Origin of the sequence: Methylobacterium sp. 275MFSha3.1, from assembly GCF_900108435.1 — a bacterium.
In the GTDB taxonomy this organism is placed as follows: Bacteria; Pseudomonadota; Alphaproteobacteria; order Rhizobiales; family Beijerinckiaceae; genus Methylobacterium.
Genome location: NZ_FNWP01000019.1, coordinates 16068 through 28861, shown reverse-complemented (window position 1 = coordinate 28861; position 12794 = coordinate 16068). Strand labels below are relative to the sequence as shown.

Annotated in this window: 13 protein-coding genes and 2 pseudogenes; 10 read left to right on the top strand and 5 right to left on the bottom strand. The window is 63.3% G+C overall.

Going from position 1 to position 12794, the window contains the following annotated elements:
* The first annotated feature begins 230 nt into the window (after positions 1 to 230).
* The 4 genes from BLW78_RS30980 to BLW78_RS21300 are packed head-to-tail and all read left to right on the top strand — an operon-like array spanning position 231 to position 2301.
* The gene (locus tag BLW78_RS30980; protein ID WP_139307715.1) at positions 231 to 1343 is read left to right on the top strand and encodes a hypothetical protein; all 1113 of its coding nucleotides are present in this window, start codon (positions 231 to 233) and stop codon (positions 1341 to 1343) included.
* Positions 1343 to 1543: a hypothetical protein gene (locus BLW78_RS21310; RefSeq protein WP_244527005.1), complete on the top strand. Its 201-nt coding sequence runs from the start codon at positions 1343 to 1345 to the stop codon at positions 1541 to 1543. The genes BLW78_RS30980 and BLW78_RS21310 overlap by 1 nt, the downstream gene beginning before the upstream one ends.
* 12 nt (positions 1544 to 1555) lie before the next feature.
* The gene (locus BLW78_RS21305) at positions 1556 to 1912 is read left to right on the top strand and encodes a hypothetical protein (protein ID WP_091681942.1); all 357 of its coding nucleotides are present in this window, start codon (positions 1556 to 1558) and stop codon (positions 1910 to 1912) included.
* 38 nt (positions 1913 to 1950) lie between these two features.
* The gene (locus BLW78_RS21300; RefSeq protein ID WP_139307714.1) at positions 1951 to 2301 is read left to right on the top strand and encodes a hypothetical protein; all 351 of its coding nucleotides are present in this window, start codon (positions 1951 to 1953) and stop codon (positions 2299 to 2301) included.
* Positions 2302 to 2417: 116 nt separating this feature from the next.
* On the opposite strand, the gene BLW78_RS21295 is transcribed toward BLW78_RS21300, so the two are convergent.
* Complete coding sequence (locus tag BLW78_RS21295; protein ID WP_091681938.1) at positions 2418 to 2684, bottom strand: DUF6894 family protein; 267 nt, start codon at positions 2682 to 2684, stop codon at positions 2418 to 2420.
* Positions 2685 to 3030: 346 nt separating this feature from the next.
* Here BLW78_RS21295 and BLW78_RS21290 point away from each other — a divergent pair, with 346 nt between their 5' ends.
* On the top strand, positions 3031 to 3783 hold the full coding sequence (locus BLW78_RS21290; protein WP_091682041.1) for a Crp/Fnr family transcriptional regulator: 753 nt from the start codon (positions 3031 to 3033) through the stop codon (positions 3781 to 3783).
* Between the two features lie 288 nt (positions 3784 to 4071).
* Here BLW78_RS21290 and BLW78_RS21285 read toward each other — a convergent pair whose 3' ends face one another.
* Positions 4072 to 4329, bottom strand: a complete 258-nt coding sequence (locus BLW78_RS21285; RefSeq protein WP_091681936.1) for a DUF6894 family protein — start codon at positions 4327 to 4329, stop codon at positions 4072 to 4074.
* Positions 4329 to 5041, bottom strand: a pseudogene (locus BLW78_RS21280) (Crp/Fnr family transcriptional regulator). The gene BLW78_RS21285 and the pseudogene BLW78_RS21280 overlap by 1 nt, the downstream one beginning before the upstream one ends.
* A 294-nt stretch (positions 5042 to 5335) precedes the next feature.
* Here BLW78_RS21280 and BLW78_RS21275 point away from each other — a divergent pair.
* A complete protein-coding gene (locus tag BLW78_RS21275) occupies positions 5336 to 6442 on the top strand; it encodes a helix-turn-helix domain-containing protein (protein WP_244527004.1) in 1107 nt (368 codons plus the stop codon).
* Positions 6439 to 6684 (top strand): hypothetical protein, encoded by a 246-nt coding sequence (locus BLW78_RS21270; RefSeq protein WP_091681933.1) that lies wholly within the window; start codon positions 6439 to 6441, stop codon positions 6682 to 6684. The genes BLW78_RS21275 and BLW78_RS21270 overlap by 4 nt, the downstream gene beginning before the upstream one ends.
* A gap of 174 nt (positions 6685 to 6858) precedes the next feature.
* Here BLW78_RS21270 and BLW78_RS21265 read toward each other — a convergent pair whose 3' ends face one another.
* On the bottom strand, positions 6859 to 7707 hold the full coding sequence (locus BLW78_RS21265) for a hypothetical protein (RefSeq protein WP_139307713.1): 849 nt from the start codon (positions 7705 to 7707) through the stop codon (positions 6859 to 6861).
* Between BLW78_RS21265 and BLW78_RS30975 the strand changes: the two genes are divergently transcribed.
* The 3 genes from BLW78_RS30975 (at position 7706) to BLW78_RS21250 (ending at position 11521) form a co-directional block, all read left to right on the top strand.
* Positions 7706 to 8113, top strand: a complete 408-nt coding sequence (locus BLW78_RS30975) for a hypothetical protein (RefSeq protein WP_139307712.1) — start codon at positions 7706 to 7708, stop codon at positions 8111 to 8113. The genes BLW78_RS21265 and BLW78_RS30975 overlap by 2 nt on opposite strands.
* Before the next feature lie 182 nt (positions 8114 to 8295).
* Positions 8296 to 10530, top strand: coding sequence for an SF1B family DNA helicase RecD2 (locus BLW78_RS21255; RefSeq protein ID WP_091681928.1), 2235 nt, complete (start codon positions 8296 to 8298; stop codon positions 10528 to 10530).
* 724 nt (positions 10531 to 11254) lie between these two features.
* On the top strand, positions 11255 to 11521 hold the full coding sequence (locus BLW78_RS21250; protein ID WP_139307711.1) for a hypothetical protein: 267 nt from the start codon (positions 11255 to 11257) through the stop codon (positions 11519 to 11521).
* Here BLW78_RS21250 and BLW78_RS21245 read toward each other — a convergent pair.
* Positions 11511 to 12601, bottom strand: a pseudogene (locus tag BLW78_RS21245) (IS630 family transposase). The gene BLW78_RS21250 and the pseudogene BLW78_RS21245 sit on opposite strands and share 11 nt — an antisense overlap.
* Positions 12602 to 12794: the final 193 nt, after the last annotated feature.

Below are 12794 nucleotides of genomic sequence, written 5' to 3'. Positions count from 1 at the left end.
GGCTGCGGAAGGCGAAATCGTACCATCCGGCCGTCGGGATCATCAATTGGTTCAGCCTCTCTGCAACTTAAGCTTGGAGAAAGCGACCACTGACATCGGCGTGCGACTAGATATAAAAGTGCTGCTATGCGGTCCTATAAACTCGCATTTTAACCTTTCCAAGACAATAAAGATGCGCAGCGCGCATAGATATGCGATTCTATTCGACTCTGCCATGCTCAGGAGGGTCGATGCCGGATACCGCTCGCCAGCTTCGTCGCCCCCGCCCGTTCGACGGCTCAACTCTTGAGACCGCCTGCCTGCTCGATGCCGCCTGTCCGGGGTTTCTCAACCGGGTCTTCTACGCCTCCAACCTTCGTCGCGCTCCCATCTTCGGTGCCCTGGCCGAGATCAAGCTCGACGGCATCACCGAGGTGGTCTCCCGGTTGCGACCCTTCGCGCCGGCACTCTGCTATCCTGATCTCGACGTCTGGGCTCAGGCCGCTCGCGCGCTACTGAGCCTGCGTAGTCGTGAGATCGTCCAGGCCATCTACGGCAGCGTGCCTGACGGGTACCTCGGTCTGCTCGCTCGAATCGGTGCCGATCCTCTTCCCCGCGGAGTCTACCGTCTCGCCCATGGCCTCTACGCCGATCCGGGGCAGCGCGTCCGAGCGAAGCTGTTGCGTCAGTCGCCCGGCCGCGTCACCGCCGACATGATCGAGGTTGCCGCTCGTCTTGACCCCGTACTGCTCCACCGGAACGTGCTCGTGCGGGTCCGCAACGTCGGACATGTGGAAACCATGCACGCGGCGCTCGCACTGATCCGTGCGCTGGTCCCGCAGGCAAACGACGAGGCGCTGCACCGCTCTCTCGACGGCCTCCGACCGTCTGACAAGGACATGGCGGCTTGGATTGAGCGTTGGCTACGGCGTGCCACCCGAGTGCCGTACGCGCCGCCTATTCCGGCGAACGATCCCGACTTGCGTGTCCTGAACGGGACTGATTTGGTTTGTCTCGGACGACGCTTCCACAACTGCGGCGCGGATCGCGTTGGCCACCTTGCGGCTGGCCTGCGCTGCTACGTGGAGTGGACAGGTAACGGTGGTCCGGCGGTGGTCGAACTCCGCCGCTTGAGCGGCGACCATTTCTTGATCGAGGACCTGCGTGGGCCGAAGAACAGCGACCTCGATCCGGACTTGGCCGAGCGCATCCGCGCCAAGCTTTCCACCTACGGTGTACTCAGCCCAATTGGCGTTCCTCCGACTATCAGCGGCAGTGCCCTCCTGAACCTTCTTGGCGTCTGGATCGGCGAAGAGGGTGAGGCTGATCCGTTCCTGGCCGATCTGCTGAAGGAGGCGGCGTGATGCAGGAGATCCGAGATCGGAACGGCCACCTGCTCGGCCATCTCGACGACAAGGCCCTGTCGAACGCGATCGTGGCACGCAATCGTCTGGGCCACATCGTGGCCGTCTACGACATCCCGTCGAACACCACGCGCCTGCCGAACGGCCACATGGTCGGTTACGGCAACACGATTGCCGCCTTCCTCGTCCCGGACCGTTGAGGTGGACTGACCATGCGTGGCTTGAGCGACGCTCCTGCCCCGATTCGAGAGCGCTGCGAAGAGTTGCAGGCCGATGTGGATAGCCTGCGGCTCGACCTCGCCGAAGCGACGGCGCTGATCGAGGCCCTTGAAAGGGAGGTCTGGCGGACTTCCGCGCGCTGGGGCGTTCCAGACGACGGGCAGTCGGCTTCAAGCGCGCTAGACCTGCTGATGCTGGCGCGGAACGCGATGCGTCGTGCATTGTCACCGTGGCTCGAAGCCGATGAAGGGCGTCGAGCCCTGGCGCAAAGAGATCTGCTCGTGGCCGAGGCTGCGTTCGGGTTCCTGTTGCGGCTGCGGACCGTCAGGAAGGCCGCCGCACGGCCGTGATCGCTCATCTGCGAGGCGGCCACTCCGGAGACATGCGGATGCCAGCGCTGGAGCCGCTGAAGATCGACAAGGTGGCCATCCTCGCCGCTATCCTGCGCCGGAACGCGCTGCGGCGAGAGGCGCAACTGCCGCTATTGAATCTGCTGGCGCTCTACCGCCAAGAGGTTGCCTACCGACGCTCTTGGGCACTGCACGATGCCTACTACCCAGCCGTGCGCGCTGAGGTGATCGAACGCGTCATGATCGAGCGTGGGTCGGAGTTCATCCGGACGCGGTCGGGCGCGTGGATGGTCCACGTTGAAGCCACGCGCCTGTTACGAGAGCGTTCCCCATCCGAAGGCCACGGCACTGCGTTTAACGGTCGGAGGACAATGAGCTTGACCGTGTGAGGGCTGCTCACGACCCTGTGCGGAAGCTGGGAGCGTCCGCTTGCAGGCCGCCCGGCGAGGCTGAGACCCACGACCGGGACGAGCGGAGTGAGGAAGCCCGACAGTGGCGTCTCAGACTACGACGCGCCTTCCTTACCTCGATGGCTCGACAATGCTGGAGCTTCCAGGGTGATAAAATCGAAGCGAAACAGCACGAGCTTCCGCTCGTCCGTCATCTCAATGCGCCAATCCTCGCCTAGCGCAATGTGCTTGGCTTCGTCCTTGATGACCGCGCCCGCTAACTCAATGGCTTGGATGCGGGCCTCCTGCCAGTCGGCAAGTTCGGTGCCCGTATCGTCAAGCATGCTGACGCCGTCGTAGATGTTGAAAAAGAAGCGCGGCACGTAGCCCTCCGCCGTTCTGTGGGGCGGGAGTTGCGAACTCTCAGGTGCGGGCGTGCCTTGATCGAAGCCTGCAATACGATTGACATTTGCACGCCGTGGCGAGCGACACACACATGTAGATCAACTTTTCCACGCCATGGCTGGTATGTCCCGCCTCGTTCGTCATGGCGCGGTGTCGGTCCGGAAGCCCGTTTGGGGGCGAAGCTAACCGCGAAGGAGCGCGGCATCTCCACAACTTGGGGCGAGCTTGGTATGCGGCAGATGATTGCGGGTCTTGGCATATGATCCTACGAGGTCAGTGGCCGGAGACGTTGCGCTCTCGCTCGCGAACAGGAGTGAGAGCGCGATGACTGGACCATTTCACGGACCCAACACGCACCTGATCCTCCGCAAGGTAGAGAGCATCGATCTCTTCGCCCTGAGCGAGGATGAGAAGGCCGCGCTGCTCGCTCTGCCCCTGCATGTCGCCAGCTTCGAGGCTGGCCAGGATATCGTGCGCGAGGGTGACCGCCCCTCGCAGTGCTTCGCTATCCTGGGAGGCATCGTCTGCACCTATAAGACGACCAGGGCGGGCAAGCGTCAGGTTATGGCCTACCATGTTCCAGGCGACGTACCTGACCTCCAGAGCCTGCATCTGAAGGTTCTCGACAACAGCATCTCCGCGGTCGGCCTATGCCGGGTTGGCTTCGTCCAGCACGACGCAATTCGGCATTTGATGCGTGCTCACCCACGGCTTGAGGCCGTGTTCTGGCGCTCCACGTTGATCGACGCGGCACTCGTCCGTGAGTGGATGCTGAACGTCGGTCGGCGCGAAGCCTTCGCCCGCATGGCCCATCTGCTGTGCGAGTTGATCACGCGCTTGGAGGTGGTTGGGCTCTACTCGGACCACACCTGTCTGTTGCCGATGACGCAGCCCGATCTTGCGGACGCGCTCGGGATCACGCCAGTCCACGTCAACCGCACCCTTCGCGACCTGAAGGCTGCCGGGATTGTTTCGCTACGCAGCAGACGGTTGACGGTTCACGACTGGGAAGGGCTTAAAACGGCGGCGGAGTTCGACCCGACGTACCTTCATCTCGGTAGCGACGACGCCGCGTGAGGTATCTGAGGTAGCCACGCTGGTAGCGCAGAGGTTCTCCAGCGGCGCGATAGCGGGACGGATGCAGCGGCGAACGACAGCTAAGAGTTGAAGGCGGAATGTCCGCTTCCGGATCGGTGACCAAGGTCCGTTCGCCACCCGTTGCAGAAGTTCGGAAGGTCCGCCTTCCGGCATTGGATGAAACACGGTCGTAGAACCGGGTCGTCTGATTTCAAAACGGTTAGCTTTCCGGCAGTAGAGCCGCAAAGCTGCTGTTCGCAAATCCCGCAGGAACAGCGCAGATCGCGCTCAGTCCGAGTCGCTCTCGCGTACGGTGTCGCTGAACGGCACCATGAGCACGTGCTGGCCCGCTTCGTCCATGATCTCGAACGAGCAAGCCATCCAGTCACGGATGAACGTGAGACGCTCCCGTGCGATCATCACACGCGCTTGGGACAGGGCACGCACCCGTGCGGCGTTCACGTCCGTCAGCTCCTCGCCTTCCGGGTCAACGGCGAGACCCTCGGGTCCGGGACGATGCCGGACGTTGAAGAAGAAGCGCGGCATCACGCGCCCTCAATCAGGCGGGCGTATTCGGCCTCCGGTAGGCCGTAACCGTCATCGGCCACCTGCGCCATCATTTTGCGGTCGAGGATCGTGATCTTCCCGCGCCGCGCCTTGATCAGCCGGTAGCCTTCAGCGCCTGAACTGCCAGGGTCGTGCTGGAGCGCTGCGTACCCAGCATCAGCGACAGGAACTCGTGGGTGATCTGGAGATCATCTCCGTCGACGCGGTCGTGGCACATCAGCAACCAGCGCGCGAGGCGCACATCGATGGTCTGGCTCGCGTTCACGTAGGCGGTCTGAGACGTCTGCGTGATCTGCACCTGGATGAAGCGCAGGAGCAGCTTGTGCAGGCTCGCGCTCCGGCTGATAGCGGTACACAGCGCCTCCGTGGTGATGCTCAGCATCTCGCCCGCGCTCTGGACGAAGTGGTCGTGCGGCGTGCGGTCGGAGCCCAGCAGGATAGGCCAAGCACCCACAAGCCCTTCGCGACCGATAAGGCCAGTCTCAACCCGGCCATCCGAGCCTTGGGTTGTGATCGAGCTGAAGCCGACCTCGGGGAAGAACAGCTGCTTGACCGGGGTGTTGGCCGCGATCAGCGACTGGCGCAGGGCGGTCGTGATCGGCTCCAGGTGGGGCTGGAGCAGCGCGAAGTCGTCGGGCGACATCACCTTCAGCAGGCGGTTGCGGACGCTGGATTGCTGAGGCGGAGACACGGCTCTGCTCCCTGCTGGGGCGAGAGCGCACGCTGTCTCACAAGCGCCTGCGCCCGGATCAACCGGCAGGCGACGATCTCAATAAGGGCGTGCCGTCGGTGATTGCAATACCGGAGTACAGTTGGTGGGGTATCTGACACTTTGGATGGTGGGGTACCACACTGAAGGTCAGCAGCATCTTCAAAAGCGTTCTAAGCCGTGTTTATGGCTCTTGTTGCTGAGCCATGCACGATTGGATAGGTGAAACGGCCCAGCTTGCTGGAGCCCTGCATGCCGCGGATAGATCGACAGCCTGTGGTCCTGCTCGCGGAGAGCGATGCCGTCATCGGCATGGACTTGAGCGATGCCCTGGAGCGGGCCGGCTACCGCGTGCTCGGACCCGTGAACACGGCCGCTGAAGCGCTGCGCCTGCTCGTGCAGGAGAAGCCGACTATAGCCGTCATCGACGTGATCCTGAAGGATGGCCACTGCACGGAGCTGGCCCACACCCTGCGCCGCCTCGACGTGCCATTCCTCGTCCACTCGGGCTCGCAGCAGGACGAGCGACTGGCCAGCGACTTCCAGGGCACAGCTTGGCTCAGCAAGTCGGCCTTATCCACAGACGTGGTAATCAGCGTGAACGAACTCGTGGCGTCAGCCGCACAGGCGGCCGCGGTACGCCCTCCTAAGCTCGATACCACGGCCAATCCCCTAATCCGTAAGCTGGAGGGCTTCACGACCCTGTCGGATATGGACCGAGCCATCCTGGCGCGGATCAGCGCAGAGACGCGCCTCGTGGCGTCCGGTACCGACCTCGTGCGGGAGGGCGACAAGCCTGAAGGCGTGTTCTTGGTGATGGCAGGCATGGCCTGCCGCCATAAGCTGCGGGCGAACGGCGCGCGTCAGATCATGGCCTACCTCGTACCGGGCGACCTGTGCGACCTCGACGTCGTCCTGCTGAGCCGGATGGATCACACCATCAGCACGCTCTCCAACTGCCGCGTGGCGCGCCTCGCGCCCGAGACGATGGCCGACCTTCTCACGAACCATCCGCATATCGCACGGGCGCTGCGCAAGGCCCAACTCGTGGACGAGGGGACTTTGCGCGAGTGGCTGGTGAATGTCGGCCGCCGCTCAGCCCCGGAGCGGCTGGCGCACCTGTTCTGCGAGTTGCTCGTGCGCCTGGAGGTGGTCGGGTGCGCCTCGGAGGACACCTACGAGCTGCCGGTCACGCAATTGGACTTGGCCGACACCACCGGCCTCCCGTCCGTGCATGTGAACCGCACGCTCCGGGAACTCAGGCAGAAGGGCTTGATTGAGCTCAGGAGAGGGCGCTTGAGGATCCTCGACTTGCCGCGCCTGCAAGCACTAGCGGAGTTCCGGCCCGACTACCTGCACCTGGGAGATCAAGCCGCCGCATGAGCCTGCGCCTGCAGCCCGTGCAGGTCGCCACGAACAGTGACGACACTGAGAGCCAGCTCGTCTTCGCGGACGGCTATCTCGTCGCGGTTCTGGTCCGTCTCTCCGAGCAGCATGACGACACAGCGGGCAAGTGGTTTCTGGAGGCTGGGTTCGGTCCGGTCGATCCCCTTTTCCCGCCACTGTTTGCCGATCTGGACGAGGCGCAGGCGTGGATCCTGGAACAGCTGTCGTCTGAGCCGTGATGCCGCCACGGCCCCGGTAAAGCTTGTTCAGAGCAGGCCTGCTTCAGAGGCCTGAAGATGGGAGCGTGGATAGGTTGGGTCGGAGGCAGAACGTCCGCTTCTGGACAAAAAGCCTTGGTCCGGTTTCCACCCAACTCGGACATCGTCACGGCCAAGCTGATAGTGCTCAGGTTTTCAGTGCCGTCCCGCCGGCACGTCTCTCAGATCGACATCGAACGTCAGCAGCCGGTCGAAAAGCGGCGTCTTCCGGTACAGCCGGGGCGTGACCATGCCGAGACTATCGTGTGCGGCGTCGGCCCGGCTTTCCATCAGCCCGAGCCATGTCAGCGGGCGGAGCACCCGGCTCTCCATCGCGAACCCACGGAAGTCGAATTCGTACGCCCCGAAACGGGGGTCCCGAACGGTGCTGACCTCGACGAGATCAACCGCCCGGCTCCATCGATCCGCCGACGCTGACAGGCACCATAGGACGAGGCCGATGTGATCCTGCGGCCAGCCTTCCACGGGCACTCGGTCGAAGTAGCCCAGGTTCACCCGCCAGAACAGGACCGTGAACAGGAGCCGGAATAGGGCGAGAGCGTTCGACGATTGCGCCAGGGTCGCTCCAAGCTTGGTAGCCCTGATTCGGCCCTGCCGGCGGCCCAGGAGCTTAGCCTCCTGAGCGACGCGCCGTGTGATCTCGACTGGTCCGACATCCGCCTCGTTCAGAACCTTGTTCAGCGCCAGGATATTGGCCTTGTCGTAGTCCGGCCAGGATAGCGCGTCGAACAGCACCCGCACGTCGGCACGGGAGAGGTTGCCGGTTGCGGTCAGCTTCAGCCCGTCTCCGGCTGCGGCCTGCTCAATCAGAAGACGCAAGGTTGCAAGGAGCGGCGCTGACCTAAGCTCGGGTGTCCCAGCTTCTTGGTCCACAGCGATACGGACCGCTTCCGGCAGCGAATTTGGCTCCACCGGCAACAATCGGTTCAGGCTATCCGGCGACAGCAGCGTCCAGGCTGGAGGAGCAGCGGCGAAAGGCGGCATGACGAAGCGGATCTCGCCGAACGGGTTGAGCGGAGTGCCAACGCTACACGGCTCTGCTCAGGAGGACACGGCTTCGGGCGAGCGGCTGCTAAATAAGCGCATGAGGTCACCGCTCGACATGTCCAAGCTCAATCAGAAGCTGCCGCCCGGAGTGAAGCATGGCTTCGTGGACGAAACTCGACGCACCGCCACTCCGTATTGTGTGAGGCAGGACAGCCTCTGCGAGGATGCGCTGGGTCAGGAGCAATTCTACCAGGATCGCGCGGAACGCCGCCTCTGGATAATCGAGCACTGTGTGGGTGAGCACGAGATCGAGCCGATCCGCGACGCCCATGGTTGTCTAACCGGCTTCGTCTACCGCTTCGCCGATGCCGATGAAGCGTTCGTCTTCCGGATGCGCTTCTGATCGAGGGCTTCAAGCCCGATCATCCAGCAGGAGCCGCCGCCCACCCGTTTCGCTCGGCCCCGCTGTTAGGCTCAGCGCGGCTGGCGCGAGAACAAAATACGAACTATAATGCCGTGCAGGAGCGGACTGCGGCTGTCGCCAACATCCCTCAGCCGTCCTATGCCTGATCAAAGAGGCAATGGATGAACCACGTGGTGCGGCCTCGGCAGCTTGAGAGCGGTACTCCGGTCGAGGCTCTCGCCGGCACGGTCGAGCGCGTCACGTTTCACAACGCCGAGAGCGGCTTTTGCGTGCTCAAGGTGCAGGTCCGCGGCAAGCGCGATCTCGTACCGGTGATCGGTCACGCACCTGCCATCGGTGCGGGCGAGTGGATCACCGCGACGGGCATCTGGTTTTCGGATCGCCAGCACGGTCTCCAGTTCAAGGCCGACACGCTGAAGGCTACGCCACCTACGGGTGCTGCGGGCATCGAGAAGTACCTCGCCTCTGGCTACATGCGCGGCATCGGTCCGGCCATGGCCAAGCGTATCGTAGCCCTGTTCGGCGAGGCGACCTTCGAGATCATCGAGGCGGAACCTGAGCGGCTGAAGGAGGTCGGCGGCATCGGCCCGAAGCGCGCCGAGCGCATCGTCTCCGGCTGGGCTGAGCAGAAGGCCGTCCGTGAAATCATGATCTTCCTACACGCCAATGGCGTCGGGACAGCGCGGGCGGTTCGCATCTTCAAGACCTACCAGCACGACGCCATCAAGGTCATGACGGAGGACCCATATCGGCTCGCGCGCGACATCCGCGGCATCGGCTTCCGCACGGCTGACGCCATCGCGATGAAACTTGGGCTGGCGAAGGAAGCGCCCCAGCGTCTTCGAGCCGGTGTTTCCTTCGCGCTTCAGACGGCCATGGACGAGGGGCATTGCGGCCTCCCGGCGGAACGCCTCGCTGTGCTCGCTCAGAAGCTGCTGGAGGTTGATGCTGACCTCGTCCGACGTGCTGTGACGGAGGAGATCGAGCGAGGCGAGGAAGTGATCGCCGACACTGTGGGTGGGGAAGCCTGCGTGTTCCTGCGCGGTCTGCACGCGGCCGAGCGCGCCATCGCCGAGCGGCTGATCGAGCGAGCGGCGGGTTCGCCTCCCTGGCCGGAGATCGACCTCGACAAAGCTTGTCCCTGGGTAGAGCAGAAGACCGGCAAGACGTTGTCTCCCTCGCAGGTCGAGGCCGTGCGGCTGATGCTCGGCTCCAAGCTCTGCGTGATCACGGGTGGCCCTGGCGTTGGCAAGACGAGCACGCTCGATTCGTTGTTGCGCATCCTGATCGCGAAGGGCGTGCGGGTGTTGCTCGCCGCACCGACCGGCCGGGCTGCCAAACGCATGAACGAGCAGACCGGCCTGGAAGCCAAAACGATCCACCGCCTTCTGGAGATTGACCCGAAGCACGGTGGTTTCTCCCGCAACGAGGAAAGCCCGCTGGCCTGCGACCTGCTCGTGCTGGACGAGTGCTCGATGATCGACGTGCCGCTGATGAACGCCTTGACCAAGGCGGTGCCGGCCCACGCGGGGCTGCTGCTGGTCGGTGACGTGGACCAGCTACCATCGGTCGGACCGGGGCAGGTCCTGGCAGACGTGATCGCCTCCGAACGCGTACCGGTGGCGCGGCTGACGGAGGTGTTTCGGCAGGCCGCCGAGAGCCGCATTATCGTCAATGCGCACCGGATCAACTCCGGCAAGGTGCCTGAGCCGCCGGCCCCGGATGAACAGGCGGACTTCTACATCGTGGACATCGCCGAGCCAGTGGAAGGCCTCGATAAGCTGATCGAGGTGGTCACCAAGCGCGTTCCGCGCCGCTTCGGCTTCGACCCAGTCCGCGACATACAGGTGCTCACACCGATGAACCGCGGAGTTCTGGGGGCGCGGAACCTGAACCACGAACTCCAACGCGTGCTGAATCCAAACCCGCCGCAGCAGATCGAGCGCTTCGGGTGGCGTTTCGCGCCGGGCGACCGGGTGATGGAGACGCAGAACGACTACGACCGCGAGGTGTTCAACGGCGACCTAGGGATGGTCACGCGCATCGACGACGAGGAAGGCGCGGTGATCGTCACTTTCGACGGCCGGGAGGTGATCTACCCGTTCGGCGAACTCGACACGCTGGTGCCGGCGTTCGCCACGACGATCCACAAGAGCCAGGGCTCAGAGTACCCGGTCGTGGTCATTCCGGTCGCGATGCAGCACTGGACGATGCTGGCGCGCAACCTTCTCTACACGGGCGTGACGCGCGGCAAGAAGCTCGTGGTGCTTATCGCACAGAAGAAGGCGGTCGGAGTTGCTGTGCGCGGTGGAAACATGAAGCGCCGCTGGACTAAGCTGTTTGAGTGGTTGGAAGCAGCAAACCATAGAGATTTGGGGACCTCACTTCAGCGTTGATGGCTCTCGATCCCGAAATTCCCACTCTGCGAAACGCCTCGTTGATGGGCGCAGAGGCCGCAATCTCATGAGCAGACGGCCACTACTCTGAGCCGAAGGGTTCCTCATCGATGGCAAGAGCGGGTGTTCTAAGGGCAAGGCACCAAACATGCTCGAAGCTGGTGTTTCACAAGGCCATATGTTCGTTAGGCGAGTGAAATCGCGCTTTTAGCCGGGTTTGTTAAACCGAGCCGTGCGGACAAGAAAACACTTATTCAGAACGATAAACCCCTCACGGATGTAGCGGATCGACGTCATTAGGCTTCCCCCGACGAAAGATTCGCCCCCGGACGGTGAGACCCGCTAATTTCTCAAAATCGCGGTATTCCTTCTTCGTCTACCAGCTGCCCCAACCTTGGCAAGCACTACTTGCCATGGCCGCAAACGCGATTTCTGGCAGGACCGCAGCCCTATTCCGACAGCTAAAACAACACATCGCATCCAGTTTTATTCTAGCCACTGGGGGAAACCGGCCCTTCCGCGACATGCGCACCAATTCCATTGCGATTGCAACGCTTAGGTGCCGCACATAAACATCTCAGCAAGTTACTCGGCGGGAAATTGGGTGCGACTTGTCATCTTCCGTCGTTGATGTACATTACAGACTATCCACATCTCATCGAAACAAGCTTGCGTTCCGCAGAATATGACGCAATAAATAGGGACACTCAACGTGAGGACAGCGATGGCCCGCTACAAGCCAGACATACCTGAGTTCAAGAATCCCAAAACTGGCAAAGACTACACGCGCATCACAAACGAGATGCGGATGGCCCACCTCGCGGCCAAATTAGCGCTGGCGAATGAGATGGAGATGTCGCTCCGCCGCACACTAGACTTCGAACGCAAGCGCGCCGAAACCGATAGGCGCACTGCTGAGCTCTCTGCCCGGTTGGACGAGCGGTCGCGAGAGCTGTTGGCCGCCTTCCCCGTGCCATCCATCAGCAACTGACTAGTGCACTGACTTGAACGGATGGTTCAGGGGATTGGCTGACGGCGGCGATGATGTCAGTGGCGGGCTTGGTCCAGACGAAAGGCCCGGCGCACCGGTTGTGTTCGGCGATGTAGCGTTTGATCGCCGCCTGCAGATCGACGACGCCGGTGAAGGAGCCTCGCCGCAGTCGACGACGGGTGAGCGCTGAGCAGAAGCCCTCGACCGCGTTGAGCCATGAGGCCGAGGTCGGGGTGAAGTGGAACGTCCAGCGCGGGTGCCGGGCGAGCCAGGCGCGCACCTTCGGATGTTTGTGGGTGGCGACGTTGTCGAGGATCGCGCGGATCGCCTTGCCGGGCGGGACGGCGGCCTCGACGGCGTCCCGGCAAGCGGATGAACTCACCGTTCCGGTGGCGCTGCATGCAGCGGCCGAGCACGGTACCCGCCAGGACGTCGAGGGCGGCGAACAGCGTCGTGGTGCCGTGACGGGTATAGTCATGGGTCTGGGCGGCAGGATAGCCGGGGGTGAGCGGCCGGTCGGGTCCGCTCCGGGGCCTGGATCTGGCTCTTCTCGTCGATGGACAGCACCACCGCGTGGGCAGGTGGATCCAGGTAGAGGCCGACCACGTCCTCGACCTTGGCGGCGAAGGCCGGGTCGCGCGAGCGCTTGAACGTGCGCAGTCGATGCGGTTGGAGGCGGTGCGCGTCCCAGCTGCGCTGCACGGCGCGCAACGAGATCCCGACCATGCGGGCCACGGCCCGGCCGGTCCAGTGGGTGACCTCGTCCGGCGGCTCCGAGCAGGTCAGCGCCAGCACCTCGGCCACCGTCTCGGTCGAATGGGGTGGTGTCCCGGGCGGACGCGTCTTGTCGCGCCGCAGACCTTCGACGCCCGCCTCGGCGTAGCGCCGCTGCCAGCGCCACACGGCCGGGCGGCTGACACCCGCCCGCCGGGCCACATCTTGGACGCTTAGACGCTCGGCTGAGAGCAGGACGATGCGGGCACGCTGGATGTGTTTGAGTGGACGCGATCGATCCTGCGTGATCGCATCGAGCCGGGTCACGTCGGCTGCATCGGGAAGCACGCAGACAGTCTGAGCCATCGCCCAGACTCGCACACCTCAGCCCGCCCGTGAATCCTTCGTCTGCGTCACTGCACTAGCCTTCATGAATGGCCAGCATCGTGGCCGCAGATGAAGACGTCCTCTCGTAGGATCGCACCTATGCCGACGCTCATGCTGACACTCCGCACCGTGTAACCCTGCCTGGATAAATTTAATTTTACCTCGAATGCCT